Here is a 19150-nt window from a genome sequence, read left to right as displayed (position 1 = left end):
GGAAACGCAAAAACCACCAATCATGATCTATAGTATATACCGAGAACAGCACGTAAAAGGAGATATCGAATCGATTTGGCAATTCTTCTCTTCGCCACATAATCTCGAGAAAATAACACCAAAAGATATGGCTTTTGTAGTCAAAAGTGAGATAGAAGATCGCGCTATATACAAAGATCAGATCATCGAATATACGGTTAGTCCGATTTTAGGGATTCCGCTACCATGGCGCACGCGCATTACGGAAGTAGTACCCTTGCAGCGTTTTATTGACTTTCAAGAACGCGGACCGTACAAGTTATGGGAACATACGCACACTTTTACACCGGTAGAGGATGGTGTATTCATCACTGATCATGTGCGTTACGAATTACCATTTGGACCTTTAGGCACATTGGCGCATCAATTGTTTGTTAAAAAGAAATTGAAAAACATATTCGACTATCGGCATCAAGTCCTAGACGAAAAATTTAATCATAATACTGTGCAACTATGAATTTTTTAATCCTGTTGGCCACCTTTCTACTGATGGAAGGAATTACTTGGACGGTACATAAATATGTTATGCATGGTTTTCTGTGGAGATTGCACCGCGACCACCACGACCACAGCACCGAAGGGCATTTAGAGAAAAACGATTATTTCTTCATCATCTTCGCCATACCAGCCATCGCACTTATTTACATAGGGAGTACGCAAGGCTTCAATCATTTGTTCTACATCGGATTGGGCATTACCTTATATGGTTTTGCATACTTCTTTGTTCATGATATTTTTATTCACCAGCGTGTATCATTTCTTCGGAATACGACGAATCCTTATTTGATGGCTATTCGCCGTGCGCACAAACAACATCACAAACACACGGGCAAGGAAGAAGGCGAATGTTTTGGCTTTCTGTGGGTGCCGGTGAAATATTTTCAGATGTATTTTAAAAAAAATCAACAGCATGAACGGTAAATTAAAGACTTATCTCGTATTCATTCTCGCTGTATTCACAGTGGGTTGCAGTTCCACTTATATTCCAAAAACGGCAAGTCCTGTTGGATCGTTTGATGTAGATCGCTACCTCGGTACCTGGTACGAAATAGCTAGACTAGATCATAAATTTGAAAAAGGATTGTCGCACGTGACTGCGACCTATAATGCTAACGAGGATGGTAGCATTAGCGTACTCAATAAGGGATATAATAAAGAAGAGAAAAAATGGAAATCCGCAGAAGGTAAGGCGAAATTTCGTGGTGAATCGACGATAGCCGCTCTAAAAGTTTCCTTCTTTGGTCCATTTTATTCAGGATATAATGTGTTGGCGCTAGACAAAGATTATAAATATGCTTTAGTAGCTGGTAAGGATTTTGATTTCCTGTGGATACTTTCTCGCGAATCTACGATCCCAGAAGAAGTGAAAGTAGATTATCTTCGTTTAGCGCTGGAAGTTGGTTATGATATTGAAAATCTGCTCTGGGTAGATCAAGATCCAGCAACGAAAGGAGCGGATGAAGGATAAGGTTAACATCTTTTGGTTTAGGAGAGATCTGCGATTAGAAGATAATGTAGGTTTATCCAAAGCATTAGCACAGGATCTTCCGGTTGTTCCAATCTTCGTATTCGACCAAGAGATTCTATCTAAATTACCTAATCCTGCAGATATACGTGTAGATTATATTCACCAAGCACTGCAATCATTGCAAGAGAAATTGGCAAAGGTAGGTAGCTCACTGCATGTATATCATGGCAAGGTGCAAGATATCTTTGGGGAGCTACTCCAAAAATTTGATGTGCAAGAGGTATTTTGCAATCAGGATTACGAACCGCAAGCCATCGCTCGAGATACGAATGTAAAGAAATTGCTCGCTAAAGCGGATGTGTCCTTCTCAGCGTTCAAAGATCAGGTCATTTTCGAGAAAAATGAAATTCTGAAAAACGATGGCACTCCATACACCGTATATACACCGTACGCGAAGAAATGGCGCGCTGCACTGGAACGTAAGCATTACACCGCTGCGCCGAGCACGCTACATGGGTTTTTGCAAACGAAGAAACAGTCCATTCCTTCCCTGAATACACTTGGTTTTGAAAAGACGGCGTTGGAATTCGAAACTCCATCGCTGACTCCAGGTATGATCGGCGATTACGATCGGCATCGGGATTTTCCGGCCGAAGATCGTACCACCAGATTGGGCGTAGCCCTTCGATTTGGCACTATATCGGTGCGCGAATGTGTGAAGACCGCATTAAAGAACAATGATATCTGGCTCTCTGAGCTAATTTGGCGTGAGTTTTTTATGCAAATCCTGTATCATTTTCCGCACGTTGTCGATACCAGTTTCAAACCGGCTTATGATCATATTCGCTGGCGCAATAATGAAATGGAGTTTGAGAAATGGTGCAAGGGAGAAACGGGTTATCCGATCGTCGATGCTGGCATGCGCCAGCTGAATGAAACTGGTTTCATGCACAATCGGGTACGTATGGTCACGGCCAGCTTTTTGTGCAAGCACTTGCTGATCGATTGGCGCTGGGGCGAAGCCTATTTTGCTGAGAAATTGCTGGATTACGAACTTTCTTCGAACAATGGAAATTGGCAGTGGGCAGCAGGATGCGGATGCGATGCAGCGCCTTACTTTCGGATCTTCAATCCGGATGCCCAAACCAAGCGGTTTGATAAAGATCTGAAATACATCAAACGTTGGAATCCCCATTATGCAGATCGGCTCGAAACAGCGATGGTAGACCACAAGGAAGCGCGCGAGCGTGCACTAAAAACGTATAAAGAAGCGCTGAACAAAGCAAGATCCTAATAGCGAGGTATGGAAAGAAATAAGGTAGTATTAGTAGATCAAAACGATCAGGAGTTAGGCGAGATGGACAAATTGCTGGCGCATCAGCGCGGCGAGCTACATCGTGCATTTTCCATATTTATCTTTAACAGCCATGGAGAAATGTTGATACATCAACGTGCTGCCGACAAATACCATGGTGGCGGGTTGTGGAGCAATGCCTGCTGCTCACACCCGCAGTTGTACGAAGATTTGGAACAAGCTGCCTTGCAGCGACTTCAATTTGAGATGGGATTAGTCTGTCCGATCAATAAACTTTTTTCCTTCATCTATCACGCCAGAGTCGAAAATGACTTGATTGAACACGAGTTTGACCATGTCTTTGTTGGCCATACCAATGCCACACCGATGCCTAATCCGGCAGAAGTGCAAGATTTTCGATGGATCACACTTGACAACTTGCTACAAGAGGTTCAAGCTTCGCCAAATGCTTTCACTTACTGGTTTAAGTCGGCCTTGGATCAGGTACTCGAAGCACTAGAACACACTAAGTCATTAGCTGCGAACCGCTAAGCATTATTTAGTAGCACTAAGCAAACCGTATATTGGATTTCCGTGTTATAGAGTAGGAGAGGCAATATTTCGCATTGAAATGAAGTTGCCTACTCTATGAGCAAAACAGATTTTTATGAAAATTACGACTATACTACTAGTAGCTTCCAGCTTTCTTTTGACTACAGCTTGCGGCAGCAAACGCATGAATAATGATACCGCACAAGAACAACCAGGTTTGGATGCATCGCGTAATTTGGTCATTTATTATGATAAGGATACCGGCAACGACCAGTTGTTGGAAGCTGTGCAAAGCTTTGGTGCGGAAGTGGTGTATCTGTATGATGCACTAAGTGGCGTGGCGATCAGTATTCCGGACGACAAACCAATGGAAGATGCGATCGGTTATTTCGAGAAAATTGCGGGAGTTACTTCCGTAGATCGCGACGGAATGATGTCCATACAAAATCAGATGGTGAAATAAACCTTATTCACGATCAAATTTCCCAAATTAATTTCCCCAAATGTTTGAATACAATTACATTTGTGAAAATTAAAATTTCGGGTGCCACACATCTATCTTACCTTTCGGACTTTATCTAGCATAAAAGCTTTTAAGCATTCGATGCATAAGCTTATTGTCAGAAGTCGACGTCGCTCCGAATCCAAGTTAAACCTGTCGACCTAATGAATAATTTACTTTACAGAGATAGTACAATAGAAGATCTACCTGCTATTGTTGCCATATACAATTCAACCATTGCATCGCGACTTGTCACAGCCGATGTAGATCCTGTTTCGGTAGAAAGCAAATTGAAATGGTTTCACGATCATACAGCAGATAAGCGTCCGCTGTGGATGATTGAGCGAGAAGACGATGGAGCGTTAGTTGGATGGGCTAGCTTCCAGTCTTTTTATGGAAGACCCGCTTACGATGGCACCGTAGAGATTAGCATTTATCTGCATGAAGCGCATCGAGGACAGGGATTTGGCAACGCAATATTACAACACTGTCTCGACCGAGCACCTAACTTTGGTATCGATGTTTTGTTAGCCTACATTTTCGCGCATAATACACCGAGCATCACCTTATTCAAAAAATTTCAATTTTCCGAATGGGCAAATCTTCCCGATATCGCTGTGCTCGATGGACAGCGACGCAGTCTCAAGATTTTGGGCTTACACCTGTAGTTTTGATTATGTTTAGGAGTCGCTGATTTAAGTCTAACCTTAAAAAACACGATTCGTGATTTTTAAGGTATTTCTTTTGTAATAACGCTTTAAAAAAAGCTGACCGGTAGTCTCTCCAGTGTATTCAATCATACCACCACCAAACACTAATTATCATTTGAGTCGCTACGCGAAATGATATTTAATGAAGGCGGTTCGTAAAGCTGAGCTGGAAGGAGTAAGACCTTGGCGATATGCTGCACCACCGAGACATTAAATTCCTCAAAAGTTATTTTATTAATTTAGACTTACCTAAAAAAAATACAAAACCAGCGAATTTTAAACAATTCGCTGGTTTTGTTATTCTACAGATAAGAAAATGTTACAACATAGTTATCACTAAACTAGTTTGTTCGCAAAATCCAAGTAAGCAGTGAGTACTTTTTGCAAAAACTGACCACTTTCTTCGTTCTGCAGCGTACCATCTTCTCCAAAGATCTCCTGTACATTGGCAATATACACTTCTGGTTGTGCCAGAGTCGGCATATTCAAGTATGCTAATGATTGTCTGAGATGGTGATGTGCACCAAAACCACTTTGATCACTAATTGAAGACGAGATTACTAAGGCTGGCTTGCCATCCCAGGCACTATGACCGTAAGGGCGTGAAGCGACGTCAATAGCATTTTTCAAAACGCCGGGTACCGATCGATTGTATTCTGGCGTGATAAAGATGATCCCATCAAATGATTTGATTTTCTCCCTAAAAGGTGCGTACTCTGTTGGCTCGCTGTTTTCGTCGTAATCTTGATTGTACAGAGACAAGTTTCCAATCTCCACCATTTCTAGTGAAACACCTTCCGGTGCTTGTTCTTGTAAGTAATGACCGATAGCTTTATTGTAAGAACCTTTGCGCAATGATCCTACCACTATTCCAATATTTTGAATTGCCATAATGTTATTCAAGTTGATGTACTATAATCAACACGTGGCGTCCTATTTTAGTTTTTGCTTGGGCATAGTTATTGTCTTCTATGTACTGATTAGTGAACAAGAAAGGACGAAAATGATTAAACCAAGGTATTTTATAAAGGCTTTAGCACTATATAAAGTGTTTAGAACCTATCAATTGAACAGAAAGGATTTGGATAAAGCAGACAGCTTGTCAGCTAATCTAAAAGCTCATGGGGAAGATTTTAAGTTGATGGTTAGCATGGCTAAAGATACATTAAGCGGCAAGCACAAGATGAACAAATGGAACATGTCTATCATTGTAGGTACAGTGTTCTATGTGATCTCTCCGCTGGATGCTGTTCCCGATATTATTCCTGTGCTGGGTTGGCTGGATGACGTAGCTATTTTGAGTTATGCGCTTAGCAAATTGCAAAAAGAAATTGAACGCTATAAAGAACAGCAAGCATTGCAGCCTGCAAAAATATAGCAACTTACTCAGCAAAAAAAAGCCTCTTCTAGATCGCACAGCGATCTAGAAGAGGCTTTTGTCTGTATATCAACCTCAAATAAAGAATAGATTCTTAAGCCGATGGCTGCGATTCGATCCATTTACGTGCATTCACAAATGCTTGTAACCAAGGTGAAACCTCATCTTGGCGACCAGCAGGGTAATTTGCCCAATTCCACTGGAAGATAGAACGCTCAATGTGTGGCATGGTGACCAAATGGCGACCAGTTTCATCACACAACATTGCTGTATTGTAATCCGATCCGTTCGGGTTATGCGGATAAGCCTCATAACCATATTTACCGACAATCTGATATTGGTCTTCTGCCTCCGGTAAATGAAATTTACCTTCACCATGCGAAATCCAAACACCAAGTGTACTACCAGCTAGCGTAGAAAGCATCACCGAGTTGTTTTCTTCGATATGTACGGATACAAAGTTTGACTCGTGTTTACCCGACGTATTATGATGCATTTTACCATGTTCAGCATGTGAAGGATTGATTAACTCCAACTCCATAAACAACTGACAACCATTACATATACCAACTGATAAAGTGTCTGGTCGAGCAAAGAAATTATCTAACGCTTTCTTCGCTTTTTCATTATACAAGAATGCGCCAGCCCAACCTTTAGCAGATCCCAATACATCTGAATTGGAGAACCCACCAACAGCACCGATGAACTGAATATCTTCTAATGTTTCGCGACCGCTAATTAAGTCGGTCATGTGTACATCCTTCACATCAAAACCTGCTAAGAACATTGCATGTGCCATCTCACGTTCGGAGTTAGATCCTTTCTCGCGAATAATAGCTGCTTTTGGTCTTGGTGCAGTAGAATCGATCTTTGGCAACTTGCCATCAAAATTTGTAGGTAATACGAAGTTTAGTGGCTGTTGTTTGTAGTTCGCGTAACGCAACTCAGCAGTGCCATTTTTTGATTGTCTTTGATCCAGAAGGAAAGAAGTTTTGAACCACGTATCTCTTAAGGTCGCGACGCTGAATTCAAATTTATCGCTATGGTTAGCAAATGTAATCTGATCGCCAACTTGCGGCGTTCCGATTTTCACCAACCCAATACCTGCGGTGGCAAATGCCGATTCGAAAGCCACATCATCCGTAGCTTGTAGCACCACAGCGATATTCTCATGGAATAATGTTTTTACGCTATCCTGTTCTCCAAGCGCTGATAAATCATATTGTGCACCTAAATTGATAGAAGAGAACGACAATTCTAATAAGGTCGTTACTAAACCGCCAGAACCAATATCATGGCCTGCGGCGATTAATCCCGAACCGATTGCGTCTTGAATAGTATTGAATGCTTTTTGGAAGAAAGCAGCATCTTTAATATCCGGCACTTCTTGTCCGACTTTATTCAAAATCTGAGCAAAAGAGGAGCCGCCTAATTTCAACTGATCTTGCGATAATGCAACGTAGTAAACGGATCCAGCGTCGGCTTTCAATACCGGCTCTATTACTTTAGTAATATCGGTACAGTTACCTGCTGCCGAAATAATTACCGTTCCCGGTGCAATCACGGATTCACCATTTGGATATTTCTGTTTCATGGAAAGTGAATCCTTTCCAGTCGGAATATTGATGCCCAAAGCAATCGCAAATTCAGAACAAGCTTCTACAGCTTGATACAAACGCGCATCTTCTCCTTCATTGTTACAAGCCCACATCCAGTTAGCAGAAAGGGAAAGACCTTTCATACTCTCTTTGATTGGCGCGAACACAATATTGGACAACGCTTCCGCAATTGCCGTGCGACTCGCTGCAGCTGGATTTACGATGGCGGCTACTGGAGAATGACCGACCGTAGTGGCTATTCCTTCTTTTCCTTTGAAATCCAAGGCCATTACACCAACATTGTTTAAAGGCAATTGCAACTCACCAACACATTGTTGTTTGGCAACGCGTCCACCAACACAACGATCGACTTTATTTGTCAACCAATCTTTGGCCGCTACAGCTTCCAGTTGCAATACCTGATCGAGGTAAGCTGGAATCTGATCAGCACTGTAGTTTAAATCTGCATAATCACGTACAATCGTCTGATCACGCATGATTGTTTTTGGTGAAGAACCAAAGAAATCTTCCAAGGCGTAGTCCATTGGTTTAGCACCCGTGGTTTGCGAAGCAAACGTAAAACGGTGATCTCCGGTCACGTCACCAACGGTATACATCGGTGCACGTTCGCGATCTGCAATGGTTTTTAAACCTGTAATATCTTGTTCACCAATCACCAAGCCCATACGTTCTTGGGATTCATTACCAATAATTTCCTTGGCCGAAAGGGTCGGATCGCCTACTGGCAATTTGTCTAAATCAATCAAGCCACCGGTATCTTCCACTAATTCTGACAAACAGTTTAAGTGGCCGCCAGCACCATGATCGTGTATAGATACGATGGGGTTATGATCCGATTCTACCATGGCACGCACGGCATTCGCAGCGCGTTTTTGCATTTCTGGATTGGAGCGTTGAATAGCATTCAATTCAATTCCTGAACCGAAAGCACCCGTATCTGCTGAGGATACCGCAGCTCCTCCCATTCCAATGCGGTAGTTTTCGCCACCGAGAATGACAATTTTATCGCCGGTTTTTGGCGTATGTTTTTTTGCTTGATCTAATTTTCCATAACCTACACCACCCGCTTGCATAATCACTTTGTCGTAACCTAAGGTACGGCCAGCTTCTTCGTGCTCGAATGTAAGCACTGAACCAGTGATTAATGGTTGGCCGAATTTATTTCCGAAATCAGAAGCGCCATTAGATGCTTTGATCAAGATATCCACCGGACTTTGATACAGCCAAGGGCGTTCTGCAACAGCTTGTTCCCACGGACGATCTTCCAACAAACGAGAATAAGCCGTCATATAAATCGCCGTTCCGGCCAACGGAATCGATCCTTGGCCACCGGCCAAACGATCACGAATTTCGCCACCAGAGCCCGTAGCAGCTCCAGCAAAAGGTTCGACAGTGGTTGGGAAATTGTGTGTTTCTGCTTTCACAGAAAGCACCGAATCAAAGACTTTCTCTTCGTAATAATCTGGTTTATCTGCCGATTTTGGTGCAAACTGCACCAATTGCGGGCCACCGACAAAAGCGACGTTATCTTTATATGCGGAAACAATCGTGTTAGGGTTTGTTTCCGAAGTTTTCTTGATTAACTTAAATAGGGAAGTGGGTTTCTCCTCATCATCTATGATGAAAGTACCGTTAAAAATCTTGTGACGACAATGCTCTGAATTGGCTTGGGAGAAAGCAAAAACTTCGGCATCGGTCAATTTACGATTCAACTTTTCCGACAGGCTATTCAAATATGCTACTTCTTCGCCGTTCAAAGCCAAACCTTCTGACTTATTGTACGCAGCGATATCATCAATATCCAAAATTGGTTCTGGAGCGATGTCAATCGTATACAGATCCTGCTTCAAAGCTGGATACCGTTGCGAAATCATGGGATCAAAGTCCGCAAAATCTGCTGCAACTGGCGTAAACTCTTCAATGCGGATAATGCCTTCGATGCCCATATTCTGGGTGATCTCCACGGCATTGGTACTCCACGGCGTTAGCATAGCGGCCCGTGGACCGACATAGGTTTGTGCTATCTCTGTTTCTTCTAGAATAGAAGCGTTGCCAAAAAGCCAGTTGAGTTTACTAATAGTTTCAGCGGAAAATGCCGTTTGGGCTTGCACCGCATATACGATACCCTGTTGGTTACGAAAGAAATGGATCATTAGAAATACTGCGTAAGAAATTCTTCAAAATCAAACACAAAATTAGCTAATTTTAGTGTAAAACGTACACAGAAATACCGTTGTTAGTAATTTCTGTGTTTATTAACAGTTCATCAATCTATTTCTTGGTCGGCCCACACCAGTTGATCGGTGGCGTATCCAGCACGTACCGCATATTGCACATATTTTTGTCTAATATGTTCAGGCACTTTTTTGTCGCGAGATAGTATCCACATGTAATCTGTATTTTCGCCAAATACCAAGGCATACTTATAATCTTGATCAATATGCATAACATTGTAGCCCGAATAAAATGGTCCGAAAAAAGACACCTTTAAGGCACCGATATGATCTTTACCTAAAAATTTTGCTTTCCCTTTGTTCTCTTTCCATTTCTTTTTGACCGTATCAAAGCCTCGATTCACAACAGTGATCGCACCATCTGGGCATAAATCGTACGTCGCAGTGACCTCTTTTAGGTTTTTCTCCCAGAAAAAATCCAACCGTGCCACCTCGTGCCAAGTGCCCATATATTTCGTTTTATCAAAATCGGCGACGACCGGTACGTTTGAACGTACCGGTTTCAAAATCTGATATGCTGCCGTTCCTATGGCTATAGCAGAAAGTGCTAATAGCGATTGTTTCTTATCCATCCTGTAACATTTTGTATTAAAAACAGTCTAAGATTCCAAAAGTTTCTGCGGAATTGATAATTTTACATACTACAAAAAGCAAAAAGTATTGTACGGGAAGGACGAGGTAAAGAAAACTAAAGAAGCATTTTGGACGGCATATGGGCAATATATGCGCGTTGTGCCTTTCGAGGATAGAGAAAAGCAAAGCTGGATTAATTATAAAACGGGCGTAAAACACCTTTTTTTTCGGATGGAAGCCGATAGTCATTCTGCTCGAATAGCGATAGAGATGGATCATCCCGATGCGGGCATTCGCGCTTTGATATATGCACAATTGGAGCAATACCGCAACCTATTACACGCAGAGCTGGGTGAGGAATGGCAGTGGCTGGCGGATACGCAAAATCAATATGGAAAGGAACTTTCGGTTGTGCAAACGACCATCACGGCCAATATTATGGAAAAGCAAGACTGGCCCACATTGATTTCCTTTTTCAAACCTCGTATTATTGCATTAGATACCTTTTGGTCATCCGCTAAATATGCCTTTGAAATATTCACATAAACAACACACTACATATAACAACATCAACATATGAATCACTTTTTTAAGTCCGTCGTTATTCTGCTATTGGTAAGCACCAGCAACACGGTTTTTGGCTGGGGAATGACTGGTCACCGCGTTATTTCAGAAATTGCGGAAGCACATCTAAGCAAGAAGGCAAAAAAGAACATTTACCAATTGATCGGTAATCAAAAGCTAGCATATTGGTCTAACTGGGCTGACTTTATCAAATCTGACCCTGATCCTGAATTGCAAAAAACTGGTTCATGGCATTTTGTAAACACGACTGGTAACCTTTCTTACGCAGATTTTGTAACAGAGCTGAACCAATCGCCGGAAGACAATCTATACAAAGCTTATAGTGCACTGCGTGCTGATGCAAAAAGCCGTAAGGGAGATTTCGAGAGCAGACAGCAACAACTCTACTTTATCATTCACTTACTAGCTGATGCGCACCAACCGATGCATGTGAGTCGCAAGGAAGATCTTGGCGGCAATAAGATTGATATTACATTTTTCGGTAGAAATGGTAATATTCATCGCGTATGGGACAGTGATTTGGTAGATAATGAAAAATATAGCTACACCGAATACGCTCGGGTGTTGGACTTTGATAAAAACAATTACGCGAAATACACCCAATCCAGTATGGAAGAATGGTTGTACGAATCCCACCAATTAGCCAACCAGATTTATGACGACGTGGCGAAGGATACGAACCTAAGTTACCAATACATATACCGCTATAAGTACACGATGGAGGCTTGCTTGCTAAAAGCAGGATTGCGCTTAGCGAAAGAATTGAATGACATTTACGGTTAGGAATAAATCGTAGATTAGTATAAAACACAAACAACTAAACGATAAGAATACATGAAGAAAACGTTAATCTTCGCTGGGATGATTCTGGCTGCCGGTATGGCCAGCGCGCAGGACAGCCCAGCCATTAATCAAGCTCACATGGACAAGACCGTACGTCCGCAGGACGATTTCTACCAGTTTGTAAACGGTAACTGGATGAAAACAGTAGAAATTCCTTCCGACAGAGCACGTTGGGGAAGTTTTGATGAGCTTCGGGAAAACACCGATGCCAACACCTTGAAACTACTACAGGATGCTTTAGGAAAAGATTTTGCCAAAGGCACAGACGGCCAAAAGATTGCAGATCTATACCGTTCGTATGTCGATATGGATGCGCGTAACAAACACGGTATTGAGCCTGTAAAACAACAACTAGCAGACATTCAAGCGGTTAAAAACCTAAAAAGTTTGTATGATTACTTTGTGAAATATGGCGCTGTTGGCGGCAACCCATTCTTTGGCGGATACGTAGGCACGCACATGAAAAACTCAGCTATCAACACCGTTTACCTTGGTGGTGGTGGCTTAGGTTTAGGTCGTACCTATTACCAGAAAGAAGATGCAAAAAATACCGAAACATTAGCCGATTACCAGCAGTTCATCAATAGCCTGTTTCCAGCTTTTGGACAAAGAACACGGGATCTAAAAGGACCAGGTATTGTGGCATTCGAGAAATCTATTGCTGCAAAATTGAAAACAGTCGAAGAACAACGTGATGCAAATAAGCGTTACAATCCGATTGCCGTACAGGATCTAGGTGGTTTGGTGAAAAATATGGATGTAGCTGCTTATCTGAAAACGATGGGTTTCAAAGCGGATACCGTGATCATTGGGGAGTTGAAATATTACCAAGAATTGGATGAAATCCTAAACGAAAAAAACCTTCCTATCATCAAAGAATACCTAAGCTTCCATGTGATGGATGGCGCTACAGGTTACTTGACCAAAGAGTTAGAAGATTTGTCTTTTGATTTTTATGGCAAGAAATTGCGTGGACAGAAGGAGCAACGTGCTTTAGACAAAAGAGGTTTAGAATTTGTAAATGGTAACGTGGGCGAATTGTTGGGCAAGCTGTATGTAGCCGCTTATTTCCCAGAAGAAGCCAAGCAAACGTGTGAAGAATTAGTAGGATATCTACGCAAATCATTTGATGCGCATATCCGCGGTTTAGCATGGATGTCTCCAGCTACACAGGAGAAAGCATTGGAGAAATTGAACAAATTCACCGTGAAAATTGGATATCCAGACAAATGGAAAGACTATTCTAAGTTGAGTGTGGGCACATCGCTATTTGCCAATATCAACGATATCAAAAAATGGCGTTTTGAGGAAAACCTAGCGAAGCAAGGTAAACCAGTCGATAAAGAAGAGTGGGGCATGTCACCACAAACGGTGAATGCCTACTACAGTCCGTTGAACAACGAGATTGTATTCCCTGCGGCAATTCTTCAACCACCGTTTTACGATTACAAAGCAGATGCTGCCGTTAACTTTGGCGGTATTGGAGCCGTGATTGGTCACGAGTTATCGCATGGTTTTGACGATTCTGGTTCTCAGTATGACGGTGATGGCAACTTAAATAACTGGTGGACAGATCAAGATCGTGAGAAGTTTGAAAAAGCAGCTGACGCCTTGGTGGCACAATTTGAAACGTACGAGCCTGTACCGGGTGTATTTGTAAATGGCCGCTTTACACTAGGTGAGAATATCGGTGACTTAGGCGGTTCTTCTGTTGCTTTTGATGCTTTACAGATGTACTTGAAAGATAAAGGAAACCCAGGACTGATCGATGGTTATACGCAAAACCAACGTTTCTTCTTATCGTGGGCTACGATTTGGCGCACGAAAACTACAGACGAATTTGTAGTGAACCAAGTGAAGACAGATCCGCATTCGCCGGCACAATACCGTGCATTTGCTCCAATCATCAATTTAGATGCCTTCCACGAAGCATTTGACACCAAACCGGGTGATAAGATGTATGTGCCTAAAGAGGATCGCATCGTGATCTGGTAGTACACGCTATTACCAAGTCATCATGAAATAGGTTGACTAATAAGTATTCATTTTATGGTCCTTGTTGATTAAAATCAGCAAGGACTTTTTTGTACTTACTGATTTGCGATAACGTTTGCGTAAATATTCTCTTATCATTTGTCTATCCGTTTAAGGCAATCGCTTATCTTGCAGCTTATAACGTGAACAAGATGACTAATAGACAACTATTGTATCTGTTGAAATAGATGTAAAGCGATGTTGTCATTATAAATATTAATAACCAATACATCTAAAATTACGATACCCTACCTACTACCTATGGGATGGTAACAAGAGCAAGATGGTGCGTGGTCGTATAGTCATTCGACACGCACCATACATGCGACGAGAAGTAACAAAGAATTTAGGATAAAGAAAAGAAGCGCGATGAAGAGATTTTTAGATGACAACTTCCTACTACGTACCCAAACCGCACAAGATCTTTACCATCAAGTAGCCAAGCATTTTCCCATTATTGATTATCACAATCATCTGGTGCCACAGCAAGTGGCAGAGAATAGCAAATTCGACAATATTAGTCAAGTGTGGTTGAATGGCGATCACTACAAGTGGCGCGCTATGCGCACGAATGGCGTTGCAGAGAAATACATTACAGGAGACGCTACGGACAAAGAAAAGTTCTTAAAATGGGCAGAAACTGTACCATATACCTTGCGAAACCCCCTGTACCACTGGACACATCTGGAGTTGCAACGTTATTTCGGTATTAGCGATTTGTTATCTCCTAAAACGGCCGAAAAAATTTACGAAGAAACGGCCGCACAATTACAAACACCAGCTTTCTCGGTACATGGATTGCTGGAGCGCATGCATGTGGAAGTAATCTGTACCACGGACGACCCGACCGATACGTTGGAATATCACCAAAAATTTGCACAGCAAAACGCGAATTTTAAGATGCTTCCAGCCTTCCGGCCAGATAAGGCCATGCAGGTAGACGATATTGCTACTTTCAACAGCTATGTAGATTTGCTAGAATCGGTGACAAATACATCCATTAGCACGTTTTCGAAGTATCTGGATGCGCTGAAACAACGACATGATTACTTTGCAGCGAATGGTTGTAAAGTTTCTGATCATGGTTTAGAGCACATTTACGCCGAGGATTATACAGATCAAGAGATCATTACCATATTTGATAAAATTCGTCAGCATCAATCTATTTCATTATTGGAGAATCACCAATTCAAATCGGCCATGCTCGTGTATTTCGCGCAGTGGGATCACGAAAAGGGATGGGTGCAACAATATCACTTGGGTGCATTGCGCAATAATAATACGCGCATGCTTCGCTTAAGTGGGCCCGATACCGGCTGGGATTCTATGGGTGATTTTAGTCAAGCACGCGCTTTATCAAAGTTTCTAAATCGTTTGGATAAAGAAGATCAACTGACTAAAACGATCATTTACAATTTGAATCCGGCCGACAATGAGTTGATCGCTACGATGGTGGGGAACTTTAACGATGGATCAATTGCTGGGAAAGTGCAGTTTGGTTCCGCATGGTGGTTTTTAGATCAGAAAGACGGCATGACCAAACAAATAAACACCTTATCGAATATGGGGTTGTTGAGTCGCCTGGTGGGTATGCTAACCGATTCGCGAAGTTTCTTATCATTTCCGCGGCACGAATATTTTCGACGATTGCTGTGCGATATTTTGGCGGAAGATGTAGAGCAGGGCGAACTGCCACACGATATGGAATGGATTGGAAAGATCGTTTCGGACATTTGTTACCATAATGCTAAAGATTATTTTAGATTTTAAATGCGTTTGCAGTCGTTTAAAGTGGTATTTTAATATTATTTTGATACAATTGTTAATAAAATGTTATTAATAACATTATTTGATTGTGAAAATCATATATTTGATAAGCCAAGAATGATGAATCGGCATCCCATTTTATTATTGATAAAAGTTATACATCCCTGAGGGAGATGTACACATATCTTAGTTTTTGTTGTAAGCGTTTTCGCTTAGTTTGTGTTGGGTAGCAGCCTTCGGGCTGCTATTTTTTTGTTATACATATAAAAAACTAAGGGTCATCACTTTAGAAAGGATCTGCCACCTCAAAAGCAAGTTTTTCGTACGAATGCGGATGTAAGAATGCGATATATCCGGCATGCAAATGCAGTCGATCGGCTTTGTTGCCATAAAGATCATCGCCTACGATTGGTGTATGTAGACCTAGGCTGTGAGCCGCGTGTACGCGCAGTTGATGCGTACGACCTGTAAGCGGAAAGAAATGTATCCGTGTTTTTCCCTGATCAACTTGCACCACTTGATATTTTGTTTGTGCGGGTTTTCCATGCGTATAGCAGACCATCTGACGCGGACGGTCATCCAGATCTACCCGAAGTGGCAGCGTGATTATGCCTTCATTTTCTGGAATGCAACCATCCAATAGTGCTGTGTACCGTTTGGTAACTTGATGTTTGATAAATTGACCTTGGATAATCTGATGAGCTTCCTTGTGCTTGGCTAAGATGATAATGCCAGAAGTAGACATATCTAATCGATGAATAATAACCGGGCCGGTGATCTCTGGCCGCAAGTCCAAAATCCGGCTGTACACGGAATCCTTGATTTGTATGCCAGGAACAGAAAGTAATTCTGCTGGCTTATTCACGACGATAAGATGCTCATCTTCGAATAGGATGTCTAGTCCAGACGGCGTATTTGGCGTTTGCAACAGCGGATTAGGCTCTACACGCAATCCTTGCATCATGAAATTCAGAATCGGTTCACATTTACCACGACAAGAAGGGTAATAGTGCTCATGTCGTCGCACTTCTTGCGATGGCGATGTGCCCCACCAAAACTCCGCCATACAAATCGGCGTATAATGATGCTGATATGCATACTGAAACAATTTGGGTGCAGCACATTCTCCGGCGCCAGCCGGAGGAATGCCATTGGCTTCTGAGCGAAAGATATCTAAGACATTTCGTGTATCGCCTTCGGCATTTAGAAACTGATATTGGTCAAAAATCTTTTGTTGAAGCGCTGAAGAACGCTGCTTGCGTTCATCTTTGAGCTTAAGCATCGCTTGTTGCCAATGTTGCCCTTTTTCTTGCGCTTCGACCAAGCGTTGTTGACAGGCGCGCTTCACCAGATCGTATTCGTGCTGGTCGCGGTAACTTTGCTTCACCAAATCCGCCAGTATTTCCGCTGTTTCTAGATGGTTTGCATCCAACGCCACTCGAATGCGCTTTCTTTCGCTTTTCAACTGTTTTTGCTTGGCGCGAGCCGCTTGTAAGAGCTGTTCAATCTCCACTTCTAAAGCGGTTAAATCTTCCTTTAACTGTTTCCAAGCATTCGATTGCTCCAAAGCATCAATTTCGCCGTTAATTTCATTGATACGCTGTTCTTCCAGCAAAAAGAATCCTTCTGGTTCCAGCATATCGTATATCGGAGGTACAAAGTAAGCATGTTGATTACTGTTGGCTAATTTGCCCGATACAGCCGCCAGAAAACCAAGTTCACCATCTCCATCTTTTACCACCATCACACCGAACATCTTGCCTATGGCTAATCCAGCAGCGTTCTCCGACAACCCAAAGTTGTGTGCAAAATCTTGTTGCTCCTTCAAATATCCTTTCACCTGTTCCGCAGCGCGTATGCTCAATGGATGGGGATCATAGCTAAATGGGAAAGTGAACAAAACCGGCATCGTGTCGGATGTGGCGGCCAAAGGGTGGAAATACGGTTGCGTTTTTGACATATGATTTCTACAAAATTAGTCAATTGAACCCGATGTAAAAAGGCTGTTTGAAACCGTCTTAATTCGCCAGAACATTTGGTTTACCCGCCTATTTTTATATTTTTGCTGAAATAAGGTTAAACCACCACATTACATGCAAAAATCAAAAATTGCTTTTGTAACACTTATAACCATTGCATTAGCTTCTATCATTACCCTACTTTCGGAATTCGAAATTATCTCTATTTCCACAAACGGGATGATGGCTGTGCGCTGGGTTACCGCTGTTGTACTCATTGGCAACGCCTTTGCTAGGCGCAACTTAACTACTTGGATCTTAACTAGTATGGCACTTGGTGTGTTTATCGGTGTAGACTTTCCCAATGTAGCGCGCGCACTGCAGCCCCTTAGTCAGGGATTCATCAAATTAGTAAAAACGATCGTTGGACCGATCTTGTTTGCCACGCTCGTATACGGTATTGCGGGTCATTCCGACTTGAAACAAGTGGGTCGTATGGCTTGGAAATCCCTATTGTATTTCTTCTGTGCTACGACTTGTGCTATTTTTATCGGATTAGCCGCTATTAATATTACGCAAGCAGGAGTAGGCATCGATGTGGAGAATATGCCACATGAAGAATTGCCGCAATCTACTTCTACGGTGTCTGCCTCCGATTTGGCGGCCTTAGAGCATATCGACGAGTCGGCACATGGTATTTACAAATTCGCCGCCTTTTTCCGAGATACTTTCCCCGAAAATATTGTCAAATCGGTGTATGAGAATAAGGTATTACAGATTGTGGTATTTGCCGTGATATTTGGTATTGGGCTCGCCATGGTGCCAGAAGAAAAACGGAAACCCATGGTCGCTTTTACGGAAAGTCTTTCCGAAGCCATGTTCAAGTTCACCAACCTCATTATGTACTTCGCACCGATCGGTGTGGGCGCCGCAATGGCGTATACTGTTGGTCATTTGGGTGTTGATATTCTCAAGAATCTATTCATGCTGTTGGCCACACTGTATATAGCCTTGATATTCTTTATTTTACTGGTTTTATTTCCGGTAATGATATACCTTAAAATACCTATCAAGCAGTTTTTGTTAGCGATCAAAGAACCAGTATCCATCGCTTTCGCGACGACAAGCTCTGATGCGGCGTTGCCGAAGGCAATGAGCGCCATGGAGCGATTTGGCGTGCCGCGCAAGATTGTATCTTTCGTAATCCCGACTGGATATAGTTTCAATCTCGATGGCACTTCGTTGTATCTTTCCTTGGCCTCCATCTTTGTGGCACAAGCTGCAGGTATGGATTTGAGCTTCGGACAGCAGTTGATGATTGCATTCACCTTGATGATTACCTCGAAGGGCGTAGCTGCTGTACCGCGTGCGTCGTTGATAATTTTGATTGCTACTGCTGATCAATTTGGCTTGCCGACATTCGTGATTGCTGCTATTCTGGGAATTGACGAGCTGATGGACATGGCGCGCACCTCGGTCAATGTGGTTGGAAATTGTTTGGCTACGGTAGTAGTCGCTAAGTGGGAAGGTGAGTTTGATGCCGAAGCACCATTTCGAAAAGATGAGATTGCAGAATAATAAGGCTTATTGGAAG

General features: G+C 42.4%; 17 protein-coding genes. 13 read left to right on the top strand and 4 right to left on the bottom strand.

Going from position 1 to position 19150, the window contains the following annotated elements:
- Positions 1 to 22 precede the first annotated feature (22 nt).
- From AC3IRT_RS07555 to AC3IRT_RS07525, 7 genes are all read left to right on the top strand, one after another.
- Entirely contained in the window at positions 23 to 496 is a 474-nt protein-coding gene (locus AC3IRT_RS07555) for an SRPBCC family protein (protein WP_489395784.1), read from the top strand.
- On the top strand, positions 493 to 960 hold the full coding sequence (locus AC3IRT_RS07550; RefSeq protein ID WP_489395783.1) for a sterol desaturase family protein: 468 nt from the start codon (positions 493 to 495) through the stop codon (positions 958 to 960). The genes AC3IRT_RS07555 and AC3IRT_RS07550 overlap by 4 nt, the downstream gene beginning before the upstream one ends.
- Positions 950 to 1507: a lipocalin family protein gene (locus tag AC3IRT_RS07545; protein WP_489395782.1), complete on the top strand. Its 558-nt coding sequence runs from the start codon at positions 950 to 952 to the stop codon at positions 1505 to 1507. The genes AC3IRT_RS07550 and AC3IRT_RS07545 overlap by 11 nt, the downstream gene beginning before the upstream one ends.
- Positions 1497 to 2801 carry a cryptochrome/photolyase family protein gene (locus AC3IRT_RS07540; protein WP_489395781.1) on the top strand — a complete coding sequence of 435 codons (1305 nt, stop codon included), beginning with the start codon at positions 1497 to 1499 and terminating at the stop codon, positions 2799 to 2801. The genes AC3IRT_RS07545 and AC3IRT_RS07540 overlap by 11 nt, the downstream gene beginning before the upstream one ends.
- A 9-nt stretch (positions 2802 to 2810) precedes the next feature.
- A complete protein-coding gene (gene idi / locus AC3IRT_RS07535) occupies positions 2811 to 3353 on the top strand; it encodes an isopentenyl-diphosphate Delta-isomerase (RefSeq protein WP_489395780.1) in 543 nt (180 codons plus the stop codon).
- 115 nt (positions 3354 to 3468) lie between these two features.
- Positions 3469 to 3816: a hypothetical protein gene (locus AC3IRT_RS07530; protein WP_489395779.1), complete on the top strand. Its 348-nt coding sequence runs from the start codon at positions 3469 to 3471 to the stop codon at positions 3814 to 3816.
- A 203-nt stretch (positions 3817 to 4019) separates the two neighbouring features.
- Complete coding sequence (locus tag AC3IRT_RS07525) at positions 4020 to 4523, top strand: GNAT family N-acetyltransferase (RefSeq protein WP_489395778.1); 504 nt, start codon at positions 4020 to 4022, stop codon at positions 4521 to 4523.
- A 378-nt stretch (positions 4524 to 4901) separates the two neighbouring features.
- On the opposite strand, the gene AC3IRT_RS07520 is transcribed toward AC3IRT_RS07525, so the two are convergent.
- Positions 4902 to 5456: an NADPH-dependent FMN reductase gene (locus AC3IRT_RS07520; RefSeq protein WP_489395777.1), complete on the bottom strand. Its 555-nt coding sequence runs from the start codon at positions 5454 to 5456 to the stop codon at positions 4902 to 4904.
- 190 nt (positions 5457 to 5646) lie between these two features.
- Here AC3IRT_RS07520 and AC3IRT_RS07515 point away from each other — a divergent pair, with 190 nt between their 5' ends.
- Positions 5647 to 5943 (top strand): YkvA family protein, encoded by a 297-nt coding sequence (locus tag AC3IRT_RS07515; RefSeq protein WP_489395776.1) that lies wholly within the window; start codon positions 5647 to 5649, stop codon positions 5941 to 5943.
- Between the two features lie 94 nt (positions 5944 to 6037).
- Here AC3IRT_RS07515 and purL read toward each other — a convergent pair whose 3' ends face one another.
- Together purL and AC3IRT_RS07505 are read right to left on the bottom strand one after the other, a co-directional pair.
- Positions 6038 to 9715, bottom strand: coding sequence for a phosphoribosylformylglycinamidine synthase (gene purL, locus AC3IRT_RS07510; RefSeq protein WP_489395775.1), 3678 nt, complete (start codon positions 9713 to 9715; stop codon positions 6038 to 6040).
- Positions 9716 to 9828: 113 nt separating this feature from the next.
- Positions 9829 to 10368 carry a lipocalin family protein gene (locus tag AC3IRT_RS07505; RefSeq protein ID WP_489395774.1) on the bottom strand — a complete coding sequence of 180 codons (540 nt, stop codon included), beginning with the start codon at positions 10366 to 10368 and terminating at the stop codon, positions 9829 to 9831.
- Between the two features lie 88 nt (positions 10369 to 10456).
- Here AC3IRT_RS07505 and AC3IRT_RS07500 point away from each other — a divergent pair, with 88 nt between their 5' ends.
- The 4 genes from AC3IRT_RS07500 (at position 10457) to uxaC (ending at position 15601) form a co-directional block, all read left to right on the top strand.
- Entirely contained in the window at positions 10457 to 10915 is a 459-nt protein-coding gene (locus tag AC3IRT_RS07500; protein WP_489395773.1) for a DUF4268 domain-containing protein, read from the top strand.
- Between the two features lie 30 nt (positions 10916 to 10945).
- Positions 10946 to 11737 (top strand): S1/P1 nuclease, encoded by a 792-nt coding sequence (locus tag AC3IRT_RS07495; protein WP_489395772.1) that lies wholly within the window; start codon positions 10946 to 10948, stop codon positions 11735 to 11737.
- Between the two features lie 51 nt (positions 11738 to 11788).
- Positions 11789 to 13792 (top strand): M13 family metallopeptidase, encoded by a 2004-nt coding sequence (locus tag AC3IRT_RS07490; protein ID WP_489395771.1) that lies wholly within the window; start codon positions 11789 to 11791, stop codon positions 13790 to 13792.
- 408 nt (positions 13793 to 14200) lie between these two features.
- Complete coding sequence (gene uxaC, locus AC3IRT_RS07485) at positions 14201 to 15601, top strand: glucuronate isomerase (protein ID WP_489395770.1); 1401 nt, start codon at positions 14201 to 14203, stop codon at positions 15599 to 15601.
- A gap of 283 nt (positions 15602 to 15884) precedes the next feature.
- On the opposite strand, the gene AC3IRT_RS07480 is transcribed toward uxaC, so the two are convergent.
- Positions 15885 to 17558 (bottom strand): RluA family pseudouridine synthase, encoded by a 1674-nt coding sequence (locus AC3IRT_RS07480; RefSeq protein ID WP_489395769.1) that lies wholly within the window; start codon positions 17556 to 17558, stop codon positions 15885 to 15887.
- A gap of 133 nt (positions 17559 to 17691) precedes the next feature.
- Here AC3IRT_RS07480 and AC3IRT_RS07475 point away from each other — a divergent pair, with 133 nt between their 5' ends.
- Positions 17692 to 19134 carry a dicarboxylate/amino acid:cation symporter gene (locus AC3IRT_RS07475; protein ID WP_489395768.1) on the top strand — a complete coding sequence of 481 codons (1443 nt, stop codon included), beginning with the start codon at positions 17692 to 17694 and terminating at the stop codon, positions 19132 to 19134.
- Positions 19135 to 19150: the final 16 nt, after the last annotated feature.

It is taken from the genome of Sphingobacterium sp. KH_072, assembly GCF_057837975.1.
The sequence above is the reverse complement of the archived record's forward strand: the minus strand, read 5'-3'. Positions and strand labels throughout refer to the sequence as shown.